Below are 23,643 nucleotides of genomic sequence, written 5' to 3'. Positions count from 1 at the left end.
ACCCCAGTCACTTACCAGAGTAAGCTCCTGGGGATTAATGAGAGGCTCCTGCCTCTCACCGGAGGCCAGCCTTCGGCTGGTCAAATTCGTTCCCGACGAATTTGTCGCTCACTTGCCGCCTTTCTGCAACTCGAATTATTTAGGGTTGATTGTCGTTGTGTAGAGTACATAATCAGATAAAGCCTGACCCGATGCGGTTAAGGTAATGGGTGACAAAGCATGTTTTTTAATTGTGGATAGAGCGTCTTGCTGGCCAGCAGCAGCGGATTACCGTGACGAATCCCGTCGTTTGCCAGATAGTCGTTGCTGAGGCCGCCCGCTTCGCGCATCAGCACCAGCCCCGGCAGCCCGTCCCACGGGTTCATATGCGGTTCGTAGTAGCCGATAAGCCTGCCCGCCGCCGCCCAGGCGCTCATCAGCGCCCCGGAGCCGTTGCGGATAAACATCCCGCCGTCGCTCAGCAGCGCATCGAGGAAGGGCAGAAAGACCGCAGGCGTCACGCGGTGCGAGGTGCCGACGCCCATCACGCCCTCTTTGACCGTCGCTGCCGGATGCGGCGCGATAGGCGCATCGTTAAGCCATGCGCCCTGGCCTTTCAGGGCGTGGAACAGCTCGCGATGGTTGGGGTCGTACACCACGCCGATAACCGGTTCGCCGTCGGCTATGATGGCCAGCGACAGGCACCAGGTGTGCAGGCCGTTAAGAAAACAGCTGGTGCCGTCGATGGGATCGACAACCCACAGCACGCGCGCGTCCGGCATCTGCGTCCCGCTCTCCTCGCCGAGAAAACCGTCCTGCGGGAAGGCGTCGGTAATGCGCTGCTTAACAAACGCTTCGACCCGCTTATCGGCGACGCTGACCACGTCCTGCAGATCCTCGCCTTTATGATCCACCGTCAGCCGGTCGCGCTGTTGATAGTATTCGAACGCCAGTTCAGCGCCGGCCTTCGCCAGCTCGCAGGCTAAACGGTAGCGGGCCTGCAGTTCATTTGATTCCAGTGATTTCATCATAACTCCCTATTTTGCACACGTGTGCAAATTGCCTGAAAAAAACGGCCCCGAAGGGCAAAATGAGTGTGGATGGATTAAAAATATTATTCTGTGATCGCTCCGGCATAAAATGAATTTTTCATTTCGCGCTTTGACGAACGATCAGTTTCACCGGCACTTCGCGATGGCGTGACGGCAGGCTGAATTTGGCGATCCGCGTGACCAGCAGATCCACCGCGTGGTGGGCGAGCAGGGAGGTATTCTGCTGCACGGTAGTCAGCTGATAGGGCTGCCAGTCCGCCTGGGGAATATCATCGAAGCCGATAATCGCCGGTAGCGAAGCGGCGGGGTTGTCCGCCCGCAGGCCGTCCAGCGCGCCGAGCGCCAGCATATCGGTGGCGCAGAACAGCGCCTGCAGCTGCGGATGCGCGGCAAGCAACTGCCTGGCTGCGGCAAAGCCCGCCTGATAGCCGCTGCTGTCGCAGAAGTGCGCGGCGACCTCCATGCCCTGGGTATGGGCAACAAACGCTTCGTAGCGCTGGCGGGTGCTGAAGTTATCCAGGCTTTCGCCGATAAACCCGACCTGGCGCCACTGGCGCTGGGCAAACAGGTCGGCCACCAGCTTCGCGCCCTGCGCGTTGTCGCTGCACACGCGATCGCAGCCGGCCAGCTCGGCGTGGCGGTTGATAAGGGTCACCGGGATTTTTCGCTCCAGATACTCCTCCGCCAGCGACAGCGGCGGCGCCCCGGAGGTGATAATGACCCCCGCGACGTGATAGCTCAGCAGCTGCCTGAGCGACGGGGCGAGCTGCTGCGGATCGTCGGCGTTCATCAGCAGCGGCATAAAACCGTTGAGCGCCAGCTGGTGGACCAGCGGCGACAGCAGCTTGCTGCGGAAGGGATTATCAAAACCGGCGGTGACGATGCCGATAAAATTGCTGCTGCCGGTATTCATCGTGCGGGCGATAATGTTGACCTGATAGCCCAGCGTTTCCGCCGCGGCGAGGACCTTCTGGCGGGTTTTTTCCGCCACCGATGCGCCGGGCGTAAAGGTGCGGGAAACGGCGGAACGGGAGACGCCAGCGAGTCGGGCAACGTCCTCTGCCTTAATCCATTTTTTTTCGCTCATAGTATCAGGGTACGGGTTATCCTCAGTGAGCCCGCGCCGACGCTGGAACCCATGGCCGGCACGGAAAAAGTCGTTAAAAGGTACCACATAAATCCCCGGGCGAGCAGTGGGTTGACGCGGCATCGCGGCCGCGTCAACGTCAGGCTTATGCCGGATAGCGAATCTGCTCCGCCTGGCGCTGCAAAATAACTTTGCCGTGACGAATGGAGGTCAGCACTTTGGCCTGGCGGCGCAGCGCGTCATAGTCGTTTTCCGCATCGAGGATCAGCAGGTTCGCCGGGCGTCCTTCGGCAATGCCGTAGTTGTCGCCGAGGCACAGGGTGCGGGCGCTGTTATCGGTAATCAGATCGAGGCAGCGCTGCAAATCTTCATATCCCAGCATATGGCAGATATGTAGCCCGGCGTCGAGGATGCGCATAATGTTGCCGTTGCCCAGCGGGTACCACGGATCCTGAATGGAGTCCTGGGCAAAGCAGACGTTGATCCCGGCGCGGTCCAGCTCCGCCACCCGCGTCACGCCGCGGCGTTTCGGCCAGCTGTCGAAGCGCCCCTGCAGGTGAATGCTTTCGGTCGGGCAGGAGATAAAATTGATGCCAGACGCTTTGAGCAGACGGAACAGCTTCGAGCAGTAGGCGTTATCGTAAGAGCCCATGGCGCAGGTATGGCTGGCGGTGACCTGCGCGCCCATGCCGCGCACCCGGGCCTCTTCCGCCAGCACTTCCAGAAAGCGCGACTGCGGGTCGTCGGTTTCATCGCAGTGCACGTCCACCAGGCAGCCGTGGCGCTCGGCCAGGTCCATCAGAAAAACCAGCGAGCTGACGCCCTTATCGCGGGTATTTTCATAGTGCGGAATGCCACCCACCACGTCGGCGCCCATTTCGATGGCGCGGGTCATCAGTTCGCGTCCGCCGGGGAAGGACTCAATGCCCTCCTGCGGGAAGGCGACGATCTGCAGATCGATAAGATGGGCCGCCTCTTTTTTCACTCTCAGCATCGCCTCAAGCGCCGTCAGGGAAGGGTCGGTGACATCAATGTGGGTGCGCACGTGCTGCACGCCGTTGTCGCGCAGCATGCCGATGGTTTTCAGCGCCCGCTGGCATGTATCTTCGACGGTGACGCTCGCTTTGCGCTGGCTCCAGCGGGCGATGCCCTCAAACAGGGTACCGCTCATATTCCACTCCGGCTCGCCCGCCGTCAGGGTGGCGTCAAGATGGATATGCGGTTCGACGAACGGCGGGATGACCAGCTTTTGCTCAGCGTCGATATCGTCGGCGTCAGCCGCCTGCGCCGCGGCCTGCGCGGTGATGCTTTTAATCAGGCCGTCCTGTAAGTCGAGGGTATAGAGCGCTTCTTGATGGCGCAGGCGCGCGTTGATAATTTTCATGGTTGTTCCCGTAAATGGTTTTGCGACATACGCCAGATCGCTAAGGCGACCGAGGCGTTGAGATGAAACTGCGGGTGGCTGACCGGATAGCCGGTCAGCTTTTCAATACGCTGAATGCGTTGATGCAACGTGTTGCGGTGAATGCCCAGCCGCTCGGCGGCTCTGACCACGTTGCCGCTCTCCTGAAGCAGCGTTTCCAGGGTCTCCATCAGCAGCCAGGGACTTTTGCGATCCGGCTCAATCAGACAGCCGAGGGTGTCGTGCATAAAGTCGCTCAGCAGGGCGGGGTCGCTAACGGCGGAGAGCAGCTTGATAAACCCCAGCTGCTGGTAGTCGCTGATGCGCTGGGCCGGACGCAGGTTATCGCTGAGGTCCAGCGCCTGACGCGCCTGCGACAGCGCGCGCTGATATCCCTGCAGCTGCTGCACCGGCGCCGAAAGGCCGCACAGCAGCGATAGCCCGTCGTCGCCCTCCGCCAGCGCGATCAGCCACGCCTGGAGCCACGTTTTTTGCTGATAAAACTCGCCTTCCTCATCCGGAAGCAGAAAGAGAAACATATTGCTGCGCTCGACCAGCGGAAAGGGATTGCCCTGCTGATTGAGCTGCTGCTGCAGGCGCTGGCGTACGGTGCGGCGGGCCTGCTGCAGCCAGGCTTCGGCCTGCTCCGGCGGAAACTGGCGAAACAGGCGCGGGATCCCCTCAAGGCGCAGCGCCGCCACCCGCAGCGGGCGGGTAAAATCCAGCTGCTGGTGGAGCGCCCGCTGATGCAGGATTTGCAGGTCGGGATAGTCGCCGGTTAACAGCTGCAGCAGAATATCGCGCTGCGATTGCAGGGCGTTTTCGCTGCGCACCAGCGCGGTACCGATGCGTTCGGTCACGATCACCATTTTCAGCAGATAGGGCTGTTCGATCAGCGGAATGCCCAGCTCGTCGGCCAGCGCAATCAGGCGCGGCGGGATCGCCTGAATGTACGCGTCGCCGGTGAGGATCACCATCCCGGCGATCCCGCGCTGCTTGCCCTCCATCAGCAAATGGATCAGGTTTTCTTCATCGCGGGGATGGTTGATTCCGGTGATAAACACCAGCTCCCCGCCCATGATCCATTCGGCGATATTTTCATTTTCCGCCACGTAGTACCAGCGAACCGCCAGCTGCAGCCCCTGCTTACCGGCGCGCAGGCGCATGGCGGAGAGCCCCTCCAGGGCGAGGATTTCGCTGACCGTCAGGCTCACGGCTACTGCTCCGCGACCGAATCAGCGGCGGGCTGACGTTTGCTCAGACGCGTCAGCGCGATATAGACCAGCGCGGAAACGGTAATGCCAACCAGCGGGGCGATCCACGGTGACAGGTAAGCCACTGCCGCGCCCACCGCGTAGGCGCTAAGACCCAGCCAGTTAAAGCGCGGCAAACGGGCGGTGTGCAGCAGCGGATAGCGGCCGCCGCGATAAAACCAGTAGTCGGCGAGGATCACGCCGCCGATGGGCGGAATGATGCTGCCCAGCAGCACGAGGAAAGGGATCAGCATTTCATACATACCGCCAATGGCCAGCAGAATGCCGACCCCGGCGGCAACCACGGTCAGGGTGCGGCGACGCTCGCTGCGCAGCAGATGGCAGGCGGCGGCCGAGACGTTGTAGATCGTTGGCCCCTGAATCGTCAGCAGGTTGAGGCACAGCATTACCACCGCGGCGACCGATAGCCCCTGCAAAATCAGCACTTCCACGATATCGGCCTGCTGGTAGACGATGGCGCACCAGGCGCCGGCGATAATCATCAGCCCGTTGCCGATCAGGAAGCTGCTCATGCTGGCGACGATGGCGGTGCGGCTGGAGTTGGCCAGCCGCGTCCAGTTCGTCGCCTGGGTCGCGCCGCTGGCAAAGGTGCCGAATACCATGGTAATGGCCGCCGACCAGGTCATGGTTTCACCCGGTTCGATTTGGGTCATCGCCTGCCAGCCGCCGGCGTGATGGGCGGCAAGGTACATCGACACCACCAGCAGAATAAACATCAGCGGTACCGATACGCGCGACAGCGCATCCAGCCCCTTATAGCCCACCAGCGCGGTGACGCAGAACAGGATGCCGAACAGGATCATCAGCGGAATCGTCATCGCCGCAGGCAGGGCGAGGATTTTGACCAGCGAGATGGCGACCGTCGCGGTTCCCCAGGCGTACCAGCCCAGCTCGGCGAAGCCGAGAATAAAATCGGCGAGCTTGCTGCCGATTTCACCGAAGCAAAAACGGCCCATCAGTACGGTATTTAGCCCGCTGCGCGCGGCAATCCAGCCGAGCGAGGCGGCGTACAGGGCCAGCAGAAAGTTACCGATAACCGCAATCCACAGCAGGTTAACGATGGAGAAAGAGACGCCAAGCTTGCCCCCCGCGAACATGGTGCCGGTGAAAAAAGTAAAGCTGAACAGAACCATCGAGATGGAAAAAACGCCCTTGCGCCCGGCGGCGGGCGCTTCGACGAGCGGAAAATCATTGCTGTTTGACATGGTGGAACCTCTGAGTGGCTATCCAAATAGCGATGGCAGAGGGGTAGCAAGAGGTGTGCCAGAAAAAGCGGGGCAGGGGTAACATAATGGGGTGGGCAGTATGCACATAAAACGACGTTAAACGGCCGCTGTTTGCCATAAATGTGTGCACAGTGCCATGTTTTGCACCGCCGTGGGGCAGTGGGATGTGACTCCTGCCCCCGCATTTTGTCGGACGACGGCTGGCGTCTTACCCGACCTGGGGGGCAGGTCAGAATCGACAAATGATGCCAATTTTACGCCGTTTCCCGGCGGCACGATCCCCCATCTTTTTAACCGCCCGCAGGCGGTAATTTTGGCGTCATGAAAATGCTCAGTTGTATTGTTGTTAAAAAGAGTAATTTCATATGCTTTTCTGATATAACCATTATCAATGTAAGTCTTTCCTGAAATATTGTTCGCTTACGCTGGCGGTGTTAGTATCGGGTAAATAGCCATTTAGACGGCTAAATACAACATCGCTAAACTAAGGAACTGCTATGTGGCAAGAAAGACTCGCGCAACTGGTCACCACCTGTCATTGGATCGGCGCGAAAGGCTGGGCACCGGCCACCGGCGGCAATATGTCGGTGCGTCAGGATGAGACCTGGTGCTGGTTGAGCGAGTCGGGGCGCGATAAAGGCAGCCTGACGACGGAGGATTTCCTGCAGGTGGAGATCGCCAGCAATAAAGCGCCTTCCGGACGTAAACCCTCTGCTGAAACCGGCCTGCATACCCTGGTGTATCGCCTGTTCCCGGAAGCGAATGTCGTGCTGCACGTGCATACCGTCAACGCGACCGTGCTGTCGCGGATTGAAAAAAGCGCCACCCTGGCGCTGCAGGGCTATGAGATGCAGAAAACCCTGACCGGCCAGCACAGCCATCTTGATACCGTGCCGGTCGCCATTTTTGATAACGACCAGAATATCGATGCCCTGGCGGCGCGCATTGAAGATTATGCGCAGACCCACCCGCTGCGCTACGGCTTCCTGCTGCGCGGCCACGGCCTGACCTGCTGGGGCAAAGACATTCACGAAGCCCGTCGCCAGCTCGAAGGACTGGAATTTTTGTTCGAATGTGAACTGATGCGCCGCCGCTACGAGCGCGACTAATTTCTCTTCACCAACGGGTCAGGCATGGATTTTTATCTCGGAATCGATATCGGCACCTCGCGCGTGAAAGCGGTGCTGTTTGATGAACGCTTTCAGGCGTGCGCCAGCGCGGCGCAGAACACCGGCCCGCGGCTGTCGGCCAACGGCCACGCCGAGCAGGATATGGCCCAGCTGTGGCAGTCGGTGGTGGCGATTTTACGCGATATTGCCCGGTATCCGGCGCTGCAAAGCGGGCGTTTACGCGCCATCGGCCTTGCCGGGCAGGGCGAAGGGGTCTGGCTCAGCGACGCCGAAGGCGAACCGGTCGGGCCGGGTATCCTGTGGAGCGACACCCGCAGCCGCGACCTGATGAGCGAACTGCTCAGTCGCCCCGGTTTTGACCGTCGCTTCTTTGACGATACCGGTACCCATCTGCAGCCCTGCAACACCAGTATGCAGCTGTACTGGCTCAAGCATCACCAGCCGGAGCGGCTGGCGGCGGCCCGCTATCTGTTTTTCGCCAAGGACTGGATCCGCTTTCGCCTCACCGGCGTCGCGGCGCTGGATCTTACCGATGCCAGCACCTCTTTGCTGAATCAGCAGAGCGGAAAGCTATCCACGGTGGTGCTCAATGAGATGGGCCTGGCAGATTTACAATCTCTGTTCCCACCGCTGCTGGCGCCGGACGTGCAGGCGGGCGCGCTACGTGAAGAGGTCGCGGCGCTGACCGGGCTTCCCGCCGCCACGCCGGTCGCGGCGGGGGCGCTGGATGTGTGCAGCGCGGCGCTGGGCTGCGGCGCGGTCAACGATGGCGATATTTATACCATTCTTGGCACCACCTGCTGCACCGGTATCGTCTGCCACGGTCGCCAGACGGTCAACGAGGGGACGCGCTACGTCACCCATACCGAAGCGGGCAGCTTTATTAACCTTTTTCCGATGCAGGCCGGGACGCCGAACATCGACTGGCTCCAGCAGCAGATTGCGCTGGAGCCGGATTTACAGCAGCTGGAACAGCATATCGCCAGCGTTGAGCCCGGCAGCGGCGGCGTCTTCTGGCAGCCCTACCTCAACGGCGAACGCGCCCCGTTCTTTAGCCCCGAGGCGCGGGCCGGTTATTTCGGCATTAGCCAGCACACCACCCGTGCGGAGCTGCTGCGGGCGGTGTTTGAAGGGCTGGCTTACGCTATCGTCGACTCGCTTCAGGGCTACCCGCAGGGCGGCGAACTGTACCTGACCGGCGGCGGCGCGGCTTCGGCAACCTGGCTGCAAATCATTGCCGACTGCACCGGCAGAACGGTGGTTTCCAGTCCTTTCAACGAGCTTAGCGCGCGCGGCGCGGCGATTCTGGCGGCGCGCAGCGTCGATGCCCTGAGCCGCTATCCGGCGCTGGAGCAGACCCGCTATCGACCCCATCCGCAGGCGTACAGCCGCTACGCCGCGCTCTATCCGGTGTATCGCCTGCTGCGCGAGCAGATGCTCCCGGTGTGGCAGGCCCGCCGCGAGGCGCTTCAACGTATTTCTCAGGAACAACGCATATGAAAATTGTTTTTACCGCCGAACACGCCGGCGACCTCAGCGCTTTTCAGCAACTGGGCGAACTGCGGGTAGAAGGCTGGGCGCTGGGCAAGCCGAAGCTGAGCGCAGGCCAGCTGATCGAACTGGCCCACGACGCCGAGGTGCTGGTGACCAGCTACGATGAGGTGACGGAAGCGGTGATCGCCGCCTGCCCGCGTTTACAGGTGATCGCCTGCACCCGCGCCAATCCGGTGAACATCGATACCAAAGCCGCCCAGGCGCGCGGTATCCGCGTGCTCTATACGCCGGGGCGCAACGCGGACGCCGCCGCCGAGCTGACGCTGGGGCTGATGCTGAGCCTGGCGCGGCATATTCCGCAATCCCACGCGGCGCTGAAGCGCGGCGAATTCACCCACGCCGAAAACGCCGCGCAGGCCACCCAGAGCGGGCTGCGCCGCGATGTAGTGTGGGACGTTAGTCCGCAAAGCCCTTATGAAGTCTTTAAAGGCAGCGAGCTGCGCAACAAAACCCTGGGGCTGATTGGCTACGGTAATATTGGCCGCCGGGTGGCGCGTATCGCCCGCGCCTTTGGCATGGCGGTACTGGTGGTGGACCCGTTTGTCGCCGCTGAGGATATCAACGAACCGGGGCTGCAAAAGACGACCCTTGAGGGGCTGTTCCGCGAGGCGGATATCGTGAGCCTGCATCTGAGCAGCGGCCCGCACAGCGATGGGCTGGTGAACGCGCCATTGTTGAACAGCATGAAGCCGGGCGCGCTGCTGATCAATACCTCGCGCGCGGCGGTCGTGGACGAAGAAGCGCTGATTCACGCGCTGCGCCACGGCCCGCTGGGCGGCGCGGCGCTGGATGTTTACCATCGCGAGCCGCTGTGGCGCGACCATCCGTTTGTCACCGAGTTTGATAACGTGATTATTACGCCGCATATCGCCGGGGCGACGCGGGAGAGCATTGCTAAACATACGGCGATGATTGCCGCCGACCTCCAGCGCTATGTCGCCGGAGAGCCGCTGCTTTATCAGTGGCGTTAAGCCGCGCTTGCCGCCGCGCAATGCGGCGGCGAAGCTTGTTATCCGCGACGGTGGGTCGCCATAAACTCCTGCGTATGCTGCCAGTCCACCACGCCGGCATCCGATCCCATGCCGGTCGCCACCAGCGCGGCGACGGCGGAAGCCACCTCGCACGCCGCTTTGACGCTTAACCCCCGGGCCAGCGCGGCAATAAAGCCGCCGCAGTAGCTGTCGCCGCAGCCGGTAGTATCTACGGCATCGACCTGGAACGGCGCGATATGCTCGACGGCGCCGTCGCGGGTCAGCAGCCAGGAGCCGTTTTCGCCGTCCTTCAGAATGCAGGTTCCGACGCCAAGCGCAAAGAAGACGCGGGCAATCGCTTCCGGCTGGGTCTCCCCGGAGAGATACGCCGCTTCTTCAAGGGAAGGCATAAAGTAGTCCACCGACGGCAGCAGCGGGCGCAGCAGATCCAGGGTGCCCGCATCGGGGGCGATTAAATCAAAGCTGGTGGTGACGCCGCGGGCTTTCGCCGCCCGCAGCAGCAGCGCGCTTTGCCCGCTATCCATCGCCGCCAGCAGGCCGGTGCCGCCGTGGTGCAGGAACCGGCAGTCGAGGATCGCGTCAAACTCTTCTTCGCGGATAAAAAGCGCATCGGAAGCGCCCCGACAGTGCAGCGCCGGGCGCTCGCCGTTGGGGCGGATGGGCAGGATCGTCGCCGACGTTTCCTGCTGCGCCGTACGCTGGACCAGCGAGCAGTCGATCCCCAGCCGCGCGTAGCTGGCGAGGATAAAATCGGCTTTTTCATCTTCACCGAGGCAGGCCACCGCGGCGGTGCGAATGCCCAGCTTCGCGGCGTTAATATTGGCCCCGGCGGCGGTTCCGGCGGGGTTAAGACGAATTTGTTCGATAAAGGCTACCCCGCCGCGCGGCGGGATGTCGATCACCGGGCGACCGGCGATATCAAGAATAGTCAGGCCGACAAAGACGGCGTCAAAAGCTGCCATAGGTGCTCCGCTTAACGATGAGTCTGGCGCAGACGCGCCTGCCAGAAGGAGAGGGCCAGCGCGACCACCAGAATCACGCCCACCAGCGCATCCTTCACCAGGTAGTTCAGCCCCATCAGGTTCAGGCCGTTATCAATAATCGCGAGAAACAGCACCCCGCCGAGGGTGCCGGCGATGCTGACCCGGCCGAGCCGGTTAAAGGCGGTGCCGATAAAGACCGCGGCGATGGCGTCCATCAGGTAGGCCTGGCCGGCCAGCGGCGTAAACTGGCGCAGGTTGGCGGAGAGAATGACGCCGCCGACGGCGCACAGCGCGGAGGCCGCCACCAGCACCCACAGCATGGTCCGGCGGTCGCGGATCCCGGCGATACGCGCCGCTTCGCCGTTCTGGCCGATAGCGCGCACGTACTTGCCAAACAGCGTGCGTTCGGTCAGCAGCCAGGCTACCAGCCACAGCGCCAGCACAATCACCACCGGCGTCGGAATACCGGCGATATTGCCGACCGCCAGATCGTGATACTCCGGCGCCATCCGGCGGTAGGAGATAGAGCCGCCGCCGTCGGTATAGATACGCTCGGCGCTGCTGGCGATAAACCAGGTGCCGAGGGTGGCGAGGAACGGACGAATCTGGCAGATAAGGATCAGAAAGGCGTTCAGCAGGCCGATAATCACCCCGCCGAGCAGCGCGCAGCCCACCGCCGCCTGCCACGGCAGGTGCCAGGTCTTCAGCGCCACCAGCGCAAAAGCGGCGCCGAAATCCAGCGCCACGCCGACGGAGAGGTCAATCGCCCCGGCGCTAACGATAAGGGTCATCGCCATCGCCACGATCAGCAGAATCGCGCTGCCCTGCAGCAAATTGGCCCAGTTATCGAAGGTCAGAAATACCGGGTTCGCCCAGCCGAACAGGGCAATCGCCAGCAGGGTAATGACGCCGAATCCTGCTCGCGATAGCCACGCCAGCGGACCGCTGCCGGTTTGCCCCGTTGAGGGGGTCTTGAGCGTCAGTTGGCTCATTAATGGCCTCCTTTATGTCTGACCGCCGAAGCTGCCAGCACCACGAGGATCAGGCCGCCTTTGATCGCGCCCATCCAGAAAATATTCACTCCCAGCAGGCCGAGCCCGTTAGAGAGCGCGTTGACCAGCACCGCGCCGAGCAGCGCCCCCCAGATGGTGACCACGCGCCGCCGCGAGAACGCCGCGCCGATAAAGGTTGCGAGGACGGTTTCCAGCAGCAGCGGCGTCGCCGTGCCGCTGGAGCTGCCTGAGCCCTGGCTGAGCAGCGGCAAAATCGCCAGGCCGGCGGCGATGCCCGCCAGCAGCCAGACGATAATGGTCAAACGGCGAACGTTGAGTCCGCTCATCTGCGCCATATCGCGGTTACCGCCCACCGCCTGTAAATGCTGGCCGAAGCGGGAGTGGTGGAGCAAAAACTGAAACAGCGCGAATACCGCCAGCAGATAGATCAGCGGCCAGGGAATGCCGAACAGATCGTTATCGCGAAAGGCCACCATCAGCGGGTCGCTCACCGCGATGCGCCGCTGGCCGGTCAGCAGGTCGGTCAGGCCGGTGAAGGCCACCGAAGTTGACAGGGTCGCCAGCAGCGGCGGCAGGCCCGCCGCCAGCACCAGCGTGGCGTTGACGGCGCCGCAGGCCAGGCTAACGGCGATCAGCAGTAACAGCAGCGCCAGGTAAGGGGTGTTCCACTCCGCCATGCCGAGGCTGAGCAGCGCGACGCCGAGCACCGCGATGGCGGGCAGCGACAGGTCGATGCCGCCGGAGACCACATCATCGCCGCCGACGGCAATCACGCAGACCAGGCCGAAGCAGAGGATCGCCAGCGGCACGCTTTGCACCAGCATCATGCTGATATTTTGCCAGCTTAAAAAGAAAGGCGACTGCAGGCTGAGCCAGACCAGCAGCGCAAAAAAGAGAATCAGGGGAAATTTTTCGATAAGCGTCGTGATGCCCGGAAGGGGGCGGCGCTGGATACCTGCACTCATACCTGTTGTTCCTGTCCACCGTTAATCGTCACCAGCAGCGCGTCCAGCGTCAGCCCCCGGGTCGGGAGATTGGCCACCAGTTCGCCGCGCCACATCACCAGGATGCGGTCGCAAAGGCCCAGCAGCTCCGGCGCGTCGCTGGATGAGACCAGTACGCCGCGACCGCGATCCGCCAGCTCGCGGGTGCGCTGATAAATATCGCGGCGCGCGCCGATATCCACCCCGAGAGTGGGTTCATCAAGAATAAAAAGCCGCGCATCGGTGCCCAGCCAGCGGGCGAGAATCGCCTTTTGCTGGTTGCCGCCGCTCATAAAGCGCACCGGAAGCTCCGGACGGCCGGGGCGGATAGAGAGCTGGTCGATCCAGCTGCGCGCTTTTTCCAGCGCCCGGCCGCGGTGCTCCCAGCCGAAAGTGGCGGTCTCCGGTAGCGAGGCCAGATTGATATTGTCGGCGGTGGTGAAGGGGAGAATCAGCCCCTGATGGCGGCGGTCGCGCGGCACCAGGGCCAGTCCGGCCCGGGTTGCCTGATACGGCGTCCGCAGCCGCTTCGGCTGGCCGTCAACGCTTATCGTGCCGCTGCGGGCGCGGCGTAGCCCGTAAAGCAGATCGATCAGCACGTCGCGCCCGGCGCCCAGCAGTCCGGCGACGCCGACGATCTCTCCCGGCTGAATATCAAAGGTAATATCGCGTAACTGCTGCCCGTCGCTGAGATGGCGAACCGACAGTACCGGGGCAGCGGCATCGACCTGATGCGCGCTGCTCTGGCGCGGGGTATAGAGCTGTTCGATATCGCGGCCGACCATCATTTTGATCAGCGCGTCGGTATTCTGCAGAAGCGCCCGGTCGGGGTAGCCGACCACCTCGCCGTTACGTAGCACCGTGCCGCGATCGCAAAGGGCGGCGATTTCGTTGAGATAGTGGGAAATGTAGAGAATCGCGATCCCCTGTTCCCGCAGGCGCAGAATCGCGGAGGTGACCAGGCCGGCTTCCTGCGCTTCCAGCGGCGCGGTGGGCTCATCGAATACCACCAGCTTTGCCGCGCCGTCGATCAGCGCTCTGGCGATTTGCACCAGCTTGCGTTCGGCGAGGCTGAGGTCGCGGATCAGGCGGCGGGGATGAATATCCAGCTGCCAGCTGTCGCGGAAAAACGCCCGGGTGGCCGCGTTCATTCGCCGCCGGTCCAGCGCGCCCCAGCGGGTGCGGTACTCCTGGCCGAGAAACACCGATTCCGCCACCGTAAAGTGCGGGATCAGGTTAAGTTCCTGGTGAATAACGCGGATACCCAGCGCTTCAATCGCCGCGGGATTGCCGAGCGGCAGCGGCGCGCCGTCGAGGGTGGCGCTGCCGCTGTCGGCCCGATAGACGCCCGCGAGGATTTTTATTAGCGTCGATTTTCCCGCGCCGTTCTCGCCGATCAGGCCGTGAATTTCACCGGGATTCAGAAGCAGCGTGACCGCATTTAATGCAGTCACGTTGGCAAAGCTTTTGCCGATCTGGTTCATCGCCAGACCAGCGGCGGGGTTAACCCCGCCGGAGGATGGAGTGATCACTGCAGTTCGCCATATCCCAGCTGTTTGTAGACCGCTTTTGCCTCCTGCGGGCCTTTCACCGGCACCACCGGAATAAAGGTCTGCAGGGGCAGCTTCTGTTTGTCGAAGTAGCGCGCGACGTTATCGGCGGAGGTCTGGCCAATCAGGTGCGGCTGCTGGGCGACGTTGGCGACGAACGGGCTGCCCGGCTCGGCCATGATCTCCAGGGTTTCCGGGCCGGCGTCGATCGCGGTGACCTTGACGTCTTTATCGCGGCCGGTCTCTTCCAGCGCCTGGACAATACCGATAGCCGGCTGATCCCAGCAGGCGACATGGATGGCGTCGAGTTTGCCTTTTGGATACTGGCTCAGCAGTTCGAGGGTTTTCTTACGCGCATCTTCCGGCGAGTTGGCAAACTGCTCGGCCAGCTCCGGTTGAATAATGTGAATATCCGGATAATCCTTGAGGACATATTTCCACTGGTCATAACGAATGCCGCAAATACGCAGGGAGCTGGAGAATGCGTTAAATACCGCAACGTTCCCTTTGCCGCCCAGTTCATCGGCCATATAGCGACCAATGGTCGATCCCAGGGTGTAGTTATCGGAGGTGGTGTTATTGACCGAATATTTTGAAACGTGGTCTACGGTAAATACCGGAATGCCGGCATCGCGTAGCGCTTTGAATTTAGGCTCAACGGCGCTGTCGCCCAGAATGCTAATTACCGCATCGACCTTGCGCGACAGTAAAATATCGTGGTTATTCGCATGAACCTGGTTATCGCGGCCGCCATCGACGCCGATCACTTTACCCCCCAGTTTCTCTACCTCTTCGGTCGCACCCTTATAGGCTTCACGATCCCAGAAGTGCTGCGTCCCGACCACGGCGACGCCGATAGTTTTCCCCTGAAGTGATAAGGCATCCGCCGCCAGAGCGTTGACGGAGGCGAGCGAGAGCAGGCCCAGCGCGATGGGCAATAATTTCATTTTCTGCGACATTCTTATTATGGTCCTGTGATGGAGGTGGCTGTGCGGAGCAGTAGCATGACAACAACAGCCACACAATCTCAAATACAAAATATGTCTAAGTTATACCCGTTATACTTCAAGTTGCATGTGCGTTGGCTACGTGCGTTCACCCGAATCACTTACTTGAGTAAGCTCATCGGGACTCTCTTACTTGCCGCCTTCCTGAAACTTGAATTATTTAGGGTATATTAACGATGTTATATCGCAGATTTGCCTGAGGAAAACGTAAATTTGTTATCTGTAACCTGAAAATATTTCATGATGCAGCTTAATCCCTTTTTATTTTGTGGGCTTAATTTGCTTGCAACTCTTATTTATTCAAATAAAGATTGCTGCTTAATTAAAATTATTCTGTCGCTGTAATATATCGCATCCTGGAATGGCGTAGAGCTATTCTGCGTGGAAAATCCTTTCTCTGTAGCAGATTGTATGGTGATACGTATTTTATTCCCAGGATTCGCACGCTTTATTATGGCGGCCTTTATCGGGTGAGAAGAAAACAGGCAAGATGAAAAAACAACATAATCTGACCGTAATGCACTGGGGAACCTGGCAGGTCCAGGCCCGTGACGGCAACATTGAGGCGGTGACGCCGGTGCCCTGGGATAAAAATCCCTCACGTATTGGTCAGTCGCTCCCCGATGCGGTCACCAGCAAGACGCGCATTCGCCGTCCGGCGGTGCGCGCGGGCTACCTGCAAAATGGCCCGGCTTCGCGCGAGGGGCGCGGCAAAGAGCCGTTTGTTGAGGTGAGCTGGGAGGTGGCGCTCGATTTACTGGCCCGAGAACTGAATTCGGTCAAAGCGCGCTGCGGCAATGAGGCGATTTTCGGCGGCTCCTACGGCTGGGCCAGCGCCGGCCGTTTTCACCATGCGCAAAGCCAGCTGCACCGTTTCCTCAAGTGCTTCGGCGGCTATACCGCCAGCACCAACACCTACAGCAGCGCGGCGGGCGAGCGTATCCTGCCGCATATTCTCGGGCCGCTGAGCCCGCTGCACCGCCAGCACACCCACTTTTCCGAGCTGGCGCGCGAATGCCAGCTGTTTGTCGCATTCGGCGGCCTGCCGCTGCGTAATGCGCAGGTCAACGGCGGCGGCGCCAACGACCATATGCTGAAATACTGGCTGGAAAAGATGCAGGCGCAGGGGACGCGCTTTATCAATATCAGCCCGGTGCGTAATGACCTGAGCGCCGTGGAGAGCGCCGAGTGGCTTGCGGTTCGTCCGGGAACCGATACCGCGCTGCTGCTGGCGCTCTGTTATGTGCTGATTAACGAATCCCTCTACGACAGCGGTTTTATCGCCAGCCATACCGTGGGTTTCGCGCCCTATCGCGCCTACCTGATGGGGGAGAGCGATGGCGTCGCAAAAACGCCGGAGTGGGCGGCGGCGATAACCGGTATTGAGGCGCAGCGGATTGCCGCGCTGGCGCGCGAGATGGCCAGCCAGCGCACGATGGTCAATATCTCCTGGTCGATTCAGCGGGCGCGCCAGGGCGAGCAGGCCTACTGGGCGACGGTGGCGCTCACCGCGCTGCTGGGGCAAATCGGTACGCCGGGCGGCGGACTGGGGTTTGGCTACGCCTGCACCAATCTGGCGGGGGCGGCGCGTAAGGCCTTTTCCGGGCCGCGCCTTCCCGCCGGAGAGAACGCGGTAAACCAGGTGATTCCGGTGGCGCGCCTTTCCGATATGCTGCTGCATCCGGGCGAGGCATACGAGTTTGACGGCCAGCATCTGCGCTATCCCGACATCCGCCTCGTCTACTGGGCCGGCGGCAACGCGTTTCATCATCATCAGGATATTAACCGCCTGTGTGAAGCCTGGCGGCGGCCGGAAACGGTGGTCGTTCATGAACAGTTCTGGACCGCGCAGGCTAAATTTTCCGATATCGTTCTGCCGGTCACTACTTCGCTGGAGCGGGAAGATATTGGCAGCGGCGGTCACGACGGTTTTATGATCGCCATGAGCGCGCAGATCCCGCCGGTAGGCGAAGCGCGCGATGATTACGCCATCTTCTGCGACCTTGCCGAGCGGCTGGGCTGCGGCGAGCACTTTAGCGAGGGGCGCGACGCCGGGCAGTGGCTGCGGGAGATCTACGAAGCGTCGCGGCCGCGCGCGCGGGAAGAGGGGATCGCGCTGCCGTCGTTTGATGAATTCTGGCGGCAGGGGGTGCTGGAATACAGCGCGCCGGAGAAACCGCAGGTTTTCCTGGCGGATTTTCGCGCCGACCCGCAGCGCTATCCGCTCTCTACGCCTTCCGGCAAGATCGAACTTTTTTCCGAAACCATCGCCGGGTTTGGCTATCGCGAGTGTCCCGGCCACCCGTGCTGGGATGAGCAGGAGGCGGCCTGGCAGCGGCAGGAGGCGGCGCGCTGGCCGCTGCATCTGCTCTCCAGCCAGCCGCGCACCCGCCTGCACAGCCAGTACGATCACGGCAGCGTGAGCCGGGCGACGAAAATTCAGGGGCGCGAGCCGCTGTGGATGCATCCGCAGGATGCGCAGGCGCGGGGCATCAGCGAAGGCAGCGTGGTCAAGGTCTTTAACGCCCGGGGAGCGATTCTCGCCGGCGTGCATCTCAGCGAGCAGATTTTGCCGGGAGTGGTGCAGATGTCGACCGGCGCCTGGTACGATCCGCTGGACCCGAATGAAAAAGGCTCGCTGGATAAGCACGGCAATCCCAACGTGTTAACCGAGGATCGCGGCAGCTCGCGGCTGGGGCAGGGCTGCAGCGCCCAAAGCTGCTGGGTGGAGATCGCGCCGTGGCGGGACGCGCTGCCGCCGGTGACCGCTTTCGACCCGCCGAGGTTTATTGGCGCTTAGGCGCAGAGAATCGCCAGGCGGCGGCTGGCGCCTTGCCCGGCTTACAGGATCATCGCCGTTTGCGGGTCGGGTAGCCCGGACAGGCGCGTTACGCGCCGCCTCCGGGAAAGCGCCTTGAGAGTGATGATAAGCCTGTTCACCCGTTGAATCGCGGCGTTACGCTAGCCGCGGGTAGGCGCTGGCGATATCGTCGCCGGTAAACTGGGCAATCCAGCCTTCCGGGTTGTCGAAGATGCGGATGGCGGTGAAGTTGGGCTCCGAGCCCATATCAAACCAGTGCGGCGTGTGCGCCGGAACGGAAATCAGGTCGTTCTTTTCACAGAGCACCTGGAATACCTCGTCGCCAATATGCAGGCAAAACAGGCCGGCTCCCTCGACGAAGAAGCGCACTTCGTCTTCTCCGTGGGTATGCTCGTTGAGGAATTTTTCCCGCAGCGCCTCTTTCTGCGGATTATCCGCACGCAGGCTGATCACGTCCCAGCTCTGGTAACCCTTCTCAGCCACCAGCTTATCAATCGCATGCTGATAGGCGGCAATAACTGTTTCTGAAGCTGGCGCCGCGCCTAAATCGCGGTCGGCCTGCCAGCGCTCGAAGCGGACGCCTTTGGCGTTGAGCTGCTGCTGGATCTCTTCGGCGTTCGTGCTGTGCCAGAGAGAGTTTTGCGGGTCTTTCACGGAAAAAATGGTTAATGCGCTCATGCTGGGATCTGCTCCGGATGAATATCGTCAAAACGCTGAACCTGCGGATGGTGGCTGGCCGGGTCACGGTCGCCGCGCACCAGCTGTAGGGTGCGGAAGCCGGCCTCTTCGGCGGCATCCAGCTCCTGATGGATATCGGACAGGAACAGAATGGCGGCAGGAGGCTGTCCCAGCTGCTCAGCAATATTGCGGTAGGACTGCGCTTCGCGCTTGGCGCCTACCAGGGTATCGAAATAGCCGTTAAACAGATGAGTAATATCACCTTCGTCGCTGTAGCCAAATAACAATTTCTGCGCGGCGACAGAGCCTGAGGAATATACATATAAATCAATACCCTGTGACTTCCATTTTTCCAGCGACGGCAGGACGTCAGGATACAGGTGGCCGGTGAAGTCGCCATTGACGTAGCCTTCGCGCCAGATAATCCCCTGGAGCGCCTTGAGGGCGGTGGATTTGCGGTCTTCATCCATAAAGGCGAACAGGGTAGCAATAAGCTGCTCGACGCTGGCCGCCGGTTGGGCGATCTCTTCGCGCAGGTTATCGAGAATGGTCTTTACCGGATCGACAAACTGCTGGGCGGTCACGAAGCCGGCCAGGCGTTCGCGAGCGTACGGGAACAGGACGTTGTGGACGAAGCGAATGTCGCTGGTGGTGCCTTCAATATCGGTCACGATAGCGCGGATCATGAGTTCTCCAGAGTGAGCGGTAGGTCGTGCTGACGGTGGCGTTGTGCTGCTCGCTGTTTTCCACTCATAAGCATAAGCGAAATAACATTATCATTTAGACGTCTAAGCGTCTTGATTGCCAAATATTAACATCGTGTTATAGTGGCTTCAACAACAGCATGACAGACGGTACAAAAAGAATGAGCAATAAGCCACTGATTCCTGAGAGTAAACTTCCTTCACTGGGCACCACGATCTTTACCCAAATGAGCGCTCTGGCCCAGCAGCATCAGGCGATTAACCTGTCGCAGGGGTTCCCGGATTTCGATGGTCCGCGCTATCTGCAGGAGCGTCTGGCGTATCACGTGGCGCAGGGGGCGAATCAGTACGCGCCGATGACCGGCGTGGCTGCGCTACGCGACGCCATCGTCGATAAAACGGAAGAGCTGTACGGCTATCGTCCCGATGCCAACAGCGACGTGACCGTTACCGCCGGCGCGACGGAAGCGCTGTATGCGGCGATTACCGCGCTGGTACGTTCCGGCGACGAAGTCATTTGCTTTGACCCTAGCTATGATAGCTACGCCCCGGCGATTGAGCTGTCGGGCGGCGTGCTGAAGCGCATTGCTCTCCAGCCGCCGCATTTTCGCGTTGACTGGCAGCAGTTCGCCGCGAGCCTCAGCGACAAAACCCGGCTGGTTATCCTCAATACGCCGCACAACCCGTCAGCGACGGTATGGCAGCGGGAAGATTTTGCCGCGCTGTGGCAGGCGATTGCCGATCGTGAAATCTATGTGCTGAGCGATGAGGTTTACGAACATATCTGCTTTGCCGCCGAAGGGCATGCCAGCGTGCTGGCGCATCCGCAGCTGCGCGAGCGGGCGGTGGCGGTCTCTTCGTTTGGCAAGACCTTTCATATGACCGGCTGGAAGGTGGGCTACTGCGTGGCGCCTGCCGCCATTAGCGCCGAGCTGCGTAAAGTGCATCAGTATCTGACTTTTGCCGTCAATACGCCCGCTCAGCTGGCGATTGCCGATATGCTGCGCAGCGAGCCAGAGCACTATCGCCAGCTGCCGGCGTTTTACCGCGAGCGGCGGGACCTGTTTATTGATGCGCTGCGCGCCAGCCGTCTGGAAATTTTGCCCTGCGAAGGGACCTACTTCCTGCTGGCGGACTACAGCGCGGTCTCGGATCTGGATGATGTCAGCTTCTGCCGCTGGCTCACCACCGAGATCGGCGTCGCGGCGATTCCGCTGTCGGTGTTCTGCGCCGATCCGTTCCCACATAAGCTGATACGCCTGTGCTTCGCCAAACAGCCAGCCACGCTACTGGCTGCGGCGGAACGACTGTGTCGTCTGTAGTTATTTAACGGTCCACGCCTGAGAAAATTGACGGCCGCCGAACATCTCCACCAGGCCGTTGATTTGCTTCAGGCGCAATACTTCGTCTGAGTCCATCCCTAACTCTTTGCCGATTTTCTCGTCACACCAGCCGAGATGCGCCAGCTCCTGGACGATTTCCGACATCGCATGAATCTGATGACGTCCGCGCGCCCGGTTGTGGCGGATGGTGGCGGCCATCAGAGAATCACGCCCGGGGCTGCTCTTTTCCAGGCAGGTGACGGGAAGGTAGCCTTTCAGCCGTTTCTTCAGCGCCGCTCTGCCGCTCGCCAGCTCATGACGGTGAAAACCGTCGATAATGGAATAGCGCTCCTGATCCTGTTTCACTACCACAATGGGCTGCGTGAAGCCGTCCGATTCCAGCGAGGTGAACAGCAGGCGTTTTTCCGGTGGAGCAAGGTTATTTGGGTTGTAATCATTAGGCAAAACGGCGTCCTGTTTTACCCACAATACGCAGTCAACCGGTTGTGATTTGAAGGGGCTATATTCATGCAGAATCTGGCGAAAGGCGTTAAGCGCAGTAATCTTTTCCTCTTCATCTTCCAGCGATTGTAGATAGCGTTCGAGATCCTGGATTAATTGTCGTTGCATAGTATTCCCCATTGCTGGCGCTTTTTATTCATCCGTTCGCGATAGCGTTTATATTGCGTTGCTTTGGTCGGGCTGAAAGAGAGCTGGCGGCACCAGTAATCATTGTTCAACAGAACCTTACAGATGCGCCGCCAGGACGGGACGTCTTTCGAGCCAATATCCGCCGGTTGCGTGTCCGGAATATCCATCATTCCCTTTTTTTGGTACCAGTGAAGATAGACGGCGATTTTATTGCGGTAATGTTCCGCCGTTTTCTCCGGCATGCTGTCGAGTAAAAACAGGGCGTAGCTTTTCCAGGTATGATACGCGGGTTTATCCAGCTTTCGATGGCCGTAGAACTGATTATCGTGACCGGCATAAACCCCGCCGCAGTGGACGCCGCTGACGCGTTGGCACATGGCGGCCCAGCGTTCAGGCTCCAGCACATGGTAGAGCCACAGCCCCTGGCGCTGCTCCGGGCCAAAGGGTTCGCAGATACGCATATAGCGCAGCGGAACGCCCGCCTGATACATCAGGTTATAGAGCGGGTTGTAGGAAAGGCCGCTTTTACCGAACCAGGTCCAGATATCGGCGGTTTTCCAGTCGTAGATAGGGTAGATGTACCACGCGTGTCCGCCCGGCGCGGAGGTGGTCCAGGGTTTATCGTCGGCGAAGCGAAGCTTGCGCTGCGAGGAGATGGTGATAAACCGATTTAACGATTCATCGGCGCGGATGCCGATCATTATCGCCGCGGGACGATTTCGCGAAAACCAATCGGCAAATTCGCGAACAAACGTTTCAAAACTCATGCCCGATTGATAAAACGGGAAAAAGCCGGGATCGGTAATCGCGTCCTTTGGCGGTTGGCGCACCCAGCGCGCGCCGGGTTCCCAGCACTGCCATTCGGGATGATATTGGGTCAGAGAGTTCTGCGTGGTGAGAGGCAACGCGACCCAGAAAAATTGCTCAATAACGTCGCGATACTCTGCGCGCATCTTTTCACAATGCGCAATGGTGCAGGAGAACTGCGCTTCCCAGTCGACAAACAGGACGCAAATCTTTTTGCCTGTACGGCGGGCCTGCTGCGCCGTGAGATGCAGCATGGTTGTAGAATCTTTACCGCCAGAAAAAGAGACGCAAATACGGGAGAAGTTTTCCATTACCCATTCTATTCGCTGCTGACTGGCCTGCAGAACGGACTCGGGTAATGGAAGTTTTATAAAAGACACAGCCATTATTCCTTTAATTCTTAAAGATACTGTGTACTTATATCATATTTATTTCTTAATCAAGCGATTAGTTATCATTCATCAATTAAATCAAATAGCTTAAATTATTCAATGATATTATTCTTTTCGCACTCGTCGATAAAGTTTGCAAAGTTCGGGTCGTCAAGGTTTACCCGATTGTAAATCATATAAATAGCGATGGAGGGGATCTTAAATGGCGCCTCTATAATTTTAAATTTATTATGGAAACTGATGTGCTCTAAAATACAGGTAGGCACAAAACCAATAATATCAGTTTGCTGAATAACATTAAGGATAGCGGTGTATGAGTCGCTACTGAAAGAAATTTTTCTATCAGAAAGTATGCCGGCAGCCTGGCTTTGAAAAGACTTCGTTCCCTGATCGTTACAAATATAATAAGTAAAGCGCTCCTGCAGTATGGCTTTCGTCGTTGTTAGCAATGCCAGCCGTGGATGATTTTCGCTACAAACCAGTGAAATGTCCAGCTCCTGGATACGTTTACACACCGTGGCTCGCGATGACAGGGGGGTGGTGCTGAATATCAGGTCGGCTTTACGGTAGGCCAGCAGGCTTTCTACCGACTCTCCTGACGCCAGCAGGTCATGATGTTCAACGTGAAGGTTTGAATCATCTAATAACATATGGATCAGGCTGGTTGTTTTAGGGGTAATAAAAAGCTGCGGCGCATAAACAACCAGACGTTTCTTTAATTCAGAACGATTGGTGAGATAAATAGTTTGTTCTAATTGATTAAGATTTTTTTCAAGATGATGGTGGAGATTAACCCCGACGGTGGTAGGCGTAATTCCTTTACCTGAACGAACGAATAGCGGGTCATTCAGCTGGGTGCGTAGCCGCTGTAGCGACTGACTGACGGCAGAAGGCGTAATGAATAGCGTTTCCGCCGCTTTACTGATGCTCAAATGCTGGTAAATGCATTCGAAAATAACGAGTAGGTTCAGATCAAATTTCTTGAGATCGTAAAGATTAGCCATTATCAACGTCCTGTTAAGCTGGCGGTATGGAA

20 protein-coding genes are annotated in these 23,643 nt (G+C 59.7%); 5 read left to right on the top strand and 15 right to left on the bottom strand.

The genetic code is table 11. From position 1 onward, the window contains the following. Positions 1 to 197 precede the first annotated feature (197 nt). The 5 genes from JLG71_RS20345 to codB all read right to left on the bottom strand — a co-directional run bounded on the left by JLG71_RS20345 (position 198) and on the right by codB (position 5,999). Positions 198 to 1,007, bottom strand: a complete 810-nt coding sequence (locus JLG71_RS20345; protein WP_025106421.1) for an inositol monophosphatase family protein — start codon at positions 1,005 to 1,007, stop codon at positions 198 to 200. A 121-nt stretch (positions 1,008 to 1,128) separates the two neighbouring features. Beyond that, positions 1,129 to 2,118: a LacI family DNA-binding transcriptional regulator gene (locus tag JLG71_RS20340; protein ID WP_200913777.1), complete on the bottom strand. Its 990-nt coding sequence runs from the start codon at positions 2,116 to 2,118 to the stop codon at positions 1,129 to 1,131. 145 nt (positions 2,119 to 2,263) lie between these two features. Next, positions 2,264 to 3,502, bottom strand: coding sequence for a cytosine deaminase (gene codA / locus JLG71_RS20335; protein ID WP_049101547.1), 1,239 nt, complete (start codon positions 3,500 to 3,502; stop codon positions 2,264 to 2,266). After that, positions 3,499 to 4,734 (bottom strand): PucR family transcriptional regulator, encoded by a 1,236-nt coding sequence (locus JLG71_RS20330; protein WP_009653171.1) that lies wholly within the window; start codon positions 4,732 to 4,734, stop codon positions 3,499 to 3,501. The genes codA and JLG71_RS20330 overlap by 4 nt, the downstream gene beginning before the upstream one ends. A 2-nt stretch (positions 4,735 to 4,736) precedes the next feature. Beyond that, positions 4,737 to 5,999, bottom strand: coding sequence for a cytosine permease (gene codB / locus JLG71_RS20325; RefSeq protein WP_014228377.1), 1,263 nt, complete (start codon positions 5,997 to 5,999; stop codon positions 4,737 to 4,739). 518 nt (positions 6,000 to 6,517) lie between these two features. On the opposite strand from codB, the gene JLG71_RS20320 reads away from it, so the two are divergent. The 3 genes from JLG71_RS20320 to JLG71_RS20310 are packed head-to-tail and all read left to right on the top strand — an operon-like array spanning position 6,518 to position 9,675. Further along, positions 6,518 to 7,129, top strand: coding sequence for a methylthioribulose 1-phosphate dehydratase (locus JLG71_RS20320; protein WP_014837792.1), 612 nt, complete (start codon positions 6,518 to 6,520; stop codon positions 7,127 to 7,129). 24 nt (positions 7,130 to 7,153) lie between these two features. Continuing rightward, positions 7,154 to 8,650 (top strand): FGGY-family carbohydrate kinase, encoded by a 1,497-nt coding sequence (locus JLG71_RS20315; RefSeq protein ID WP_200913776.1) that lies wholly within the window; start codon positions 7,154 to 7,156, stop codon positions 8,648 to 8,650. Beyond that, complete coding sequence (locus tag JLG71_RS20310) at positions 8,647 to 9,675, top strand: 2-hydroxyacid dehydrogenase (RefSeq protein WP_004848726.1); 1,029 nt, start codon at positions 8,647 to 8,649, stop codon at positions 9,673 to 9,675. Before JLG71_RS20315 ends, JLG71_RS20310 begins: the two co-directional genes overlap by 4 nt. A 38-nt stretch (positions 9,676 to 9,713) precedes the next feature. Here JLG71_RS20310 and JLG71_RS20305 read toward each other — a convergent pair whose 3' ends face one another. Genes JLG71_RS20305 through JLG71_RS20285 form a run of 5 tightly spaced genes read right to left on the bottom strand, consistent with a single transcriptional unit; the run spans position 9,714 to position 15,184 of the window. Further along, the gene (locus JLG71_RS20305; protein ID WP_122117259.1) at positions 9,714 to 10,658 is read right to left on the bottom strand and encodes a carbohydrate kinase family protein; all 945 of its coding nucleotides are present in this window, start codon (positions 10,656 to 10,658) and stop codon (positions 9,714 to 9,716) included. An 11-nt stretch (positions 10,659 to 10,669) separates the two neighbouring features. Further along, positions 10,670 to 11,671 carry an ABC transporter permease gene (locus tag JLG71_RS20300; protein WP_025106413.1) on the bottom strand — a complete coding sequence of 334 codons (1,002 nt, stop codon included), beginning with the start codon at positions 11,669 to 11,671 and terminating at the stop codon, positions 10,670 to 10,672. Next, positions 11,671 to 12,657 carry an ABC transporter permease gene (locus JLG71_RS20295; protein WP_047724256.1) on the bottom strand — a complete coding sequence of 329 codons (987 nt, stop codon included), beginning with the start codon at positions 12,655 to 12,657 and terminating at the stop codon, positions 11,671 to 11,673. Before JLG71_RS20295 ends, JLG71_RS20300 begins: the two co-directional genes overlap by 1 nt. Beyond that, positions 12,654 to 14,159, bottom strand: coding sequence for a sugar ABC transporter ATP-binding protein (locus JLG71_RS20290; RefSeq protein WP_047725149.1), 1,506 nt, complete (start codon positions 14,157 to 14,159; stop codon positions 12,654 to 12,656). The genes JLG71_RS20295 and JLG71_RS20290 overlap by 4 nt, the downstream gene beginning before the upstream one ends. 44 nt (positions 14,160 to 14,203) lie before the next feature. Next, a complete protein-coding gene (locus JLG71_RS20285; RefSeq protein WP_004848735.1) occupies positions 14,204 to 15,184 on the bottom strand; it encodes a sugar ABC transporter substrate-binding protein in 981 nt (326 codons plus the stop codon). A 538-nt stretch (positions 15,185 to 15,722) separates the two neighbouring features. On the opposite strand from JLG71_RS20285, the gene JLG71_RS20280 reads away from it, so the two are divergent. Beyond that, on the top strand, positions 15,723 to 18,032 hold the full coding sequence (locus tag JLG71_RS20280) for a molybdopterin-dependent oxidoreductase (protein ID WP_122117884.1): 2,310 nt from the start codon (positions 15,723 to 15,725) through the stop codon (positions 18,030 to 18,032). Between the two features lie 156 nt (positions 18,033 to 18,188). On the opposite strand, the gene JLG71_RS20275 is transcribed toward JLG71_RS20280, so the two are convergent. Then, positions 18,189 to 18,731 (bottom strand): 1,2-dihydroxy-3-keto-5-methylthiopentene dioxygenase, encoded by a 543-nt coding sequence (locus JLG71_RS20275; protein ID WP_004848741.1) that lies wholly within the window; start codon positions 18,729 to 18,731, stop codon positions 18,189 to 18,191. Beyond that, a complete protein-coding gene (gene mtnC / locus JLG71_RS20270; protein ID WP_014837800.1) occupies positions 18,728 to 19,417 on the bottom strand; it encodes an acireductone synthase in 690 nt (229 codons plus the stop codon). Before mtnC ends, JLG71_RS20275 begins: the two co-directional genes overlap by 4 nt. A gap of 194 nt (positions 19,418 to 19,611) precedes the next feature. Between mtnC and JLG71_RS20265 the strand changes: the two genes are divergently transcribed. Next, complete coding sequence (locus JLG71_RS20265; RefSeq protein WP_187424042.1) at positions 19,612 to 20,757, top strand: pyridoxal phosphate-dependent aminotransferase; 1,146 nt, start codon at positions 19,612 to 19,614, stop codon at positions 20,755 to 20,757. On the opposite strand, the gene JLG71_RS20260 is transcribed toward JLG71_RS20265, so the two are convergent. The 3 genes from JLG71_RS20260 to citR all read right to left on the bottom strand — a co-directional run bounded on the left by JLG71_RS20260 (position 20,758) and on the right by citR (position 23,611). Next, positions 20,758 to 21,387 carry an IbrB-like domain-containing protein gene (locus JLG71_RS20260; RefSeq protein ID WP_200913775.1) on the bottom strand — a complete coding sequence of 210 codons (630 nt, stop codon included), beginning with the start codon at positions 21,385 to 21,387 and terminating at the stop codon, positions 20,758 to 20,760. Further along, positions 21,372 to 22,595: a phosphoadenosine phosphosulfate reductase gene (locus JLG71_RS20255; protein WP_185219531.1), complete on the bottom strand. Its 1,224-nt coding sequence runs from the start codon at positions 22,593 to 22,595 to the stop codon at positions 21,372 to 21,374. The genes JLG71_RS20260 and JLG71_RS20255 overlap by 16 nt, the downstream gene beginning before the upstream one ends. A 104-nt stretch (positions 22,596 to 22,699) precedes the next feature. Further along, positions 22,700 to 23,611, bottom strand: a complete 912-nt coding sequence (citR, locus tag JLG71_RS20250) for a DNA-binding transcriptional repressor CitR (protein WP_046876570.1) — start codon at positions 23,609 to 23,611, stop codon at positions 22,700 to 22,702. Between the last annotated feature and the right edge of the window lie 32 nt (positions 23,612 to 23,643).

The sequence above is a fragment of the Klebsiella michiganensis genome, from assembly GCF_015139575.1.
Classification (GTDB): Bacteria; Pseudomonadota; Gammaproteobacteria; order Enterobacterales; family Enterobacteriaceae; genus Klebsiella; species Klebsiella michiganensis.
Note: the sequence above shows the minus strand (reverse complement) of the source record. Positions and strands in the feature narration are given on the sequence as shown.

Excerpts from the sequence above, each read along its gene's own strand:
- JLG71_RS20285 (WP_004848735.1), bottom strand. The coding sequence starts at position 15,184 with ATGTCGCAGAAAATGAAATTATTGCCCATCGCGCTGGGCCTGCTCTCG.
- JLG71_RS20275 (WP_004848741.1), bottom strand. The coding sequence starts at position 18,731 with ATGAGCGCATTAACCATTTTTTCCGTGAAAGACCCGCAAAACTCTCTC.
- JLG71_RS20305 (WP_122117259.1), bottom strand. The coding sequence starts at position 10,658 with ATGGCAGCTTTTGACGCCGTCTTTGTCGGCCTGACTATTCTTGATATC.
- mtnC (WP_014837800.1), bottom strand. The coding sequence starts at position 19,417 with ATGATCCGCGCTATCGTGACCGATATTGAAGGCACCACCAGCGACATT.
- JLG71_RS20290 (WP_047725149.1), bottom strand. The coding sequence starts at position 14,159 with ATGAACCAGATCGGCAAAAGCTTTGCCAACGTGACTGCATTAAATGCG.
- codB (WP_014228377.1), bottom strand. The coding sequence starts at position 5,999 with ATGTCAAACAGCAATGATTTTCCGCTCGTCGAAGCGCCCGCCGCCGGG.
- JLG71_RS20320 (WP_014837792.1), top strand. The coding sequence starts at position 6,518 with ATGTGGCAAGAAAGACTCGCGCAACTGGTCACCACCTGTCATTGGATC.
- JLG71_RS20295 (WP_047724256.1), bottom strand. The coding sequence starts at position 12,657 with ATGAGTGCAGGTATCCAGCGCCGCCCCCTTCCGGGCATCACGACGCTT.
- JLG71_RS20260 (WP_200913775.1), bottom strand. The coding sequence starts at position 21,387 with ATGCAACGACAATTAATCCAGGATCTCGAACGCTATCTACAATCGCTG.
- codA (WP_049101547.1), bottom strand. The coding sequence starts at position 3,502 with ATGAAAATTATCAACGCGCGCCTGCGCCATCAAGAAGCGCTCTATACC.
- JLG71_RS20315 (WP_200913776.1), top strand. The coding sequence starts at position 7,154 with ATGGATTTTTATCTCGGAATCGATATCGGCACCTCGCGCGTGAAAGCG.
- JLG71_RS20300 (WP_025106413.1), bottom strand. The coding sequence starts at position 11,671 with ATGAGCCAACTGACGCTCAAGACCCCCTCAACGGGGCAAACCGGCAGC.
- citR (WP_046876570.1), bottom strand. The coding sequence starts at position 23,611 with ATGGCTAATCTTTACGATCTCAAGAAATTTGATCTGAACCTACTCGTT.
- JLG71_RS20340 (WP_200913777.1), bottom strand. The coding sequence starts at position 2,118 with ATGAGCGAAAAAAAATGGATTAAGGCAGAGGACGTTGCCCGACTCGCT.
- JLG71_RS20310 (WP_004848726.1), top strand. The coding sequence starts at position 8,647 with ATGAAAATTGTTTTTACCGCCGAACACGCCGGCGACCTCAGCGCTTTT.
- JLG71_RS20345 (WP_025106421.1), bottom strand. The coding sequence starts at position 1,007 with ATGAAATCACTGGAATCAAATGAACTGCAGGCCCGCTACCGTTTAGCC.
- JLG71_RS20280 (WP_122117884.1), top strand. The coding sequence starts at position 15,723 with ATGAAAAAACAACATAATCTGACCGTAATGCACTGGGGAACCTGGCAG.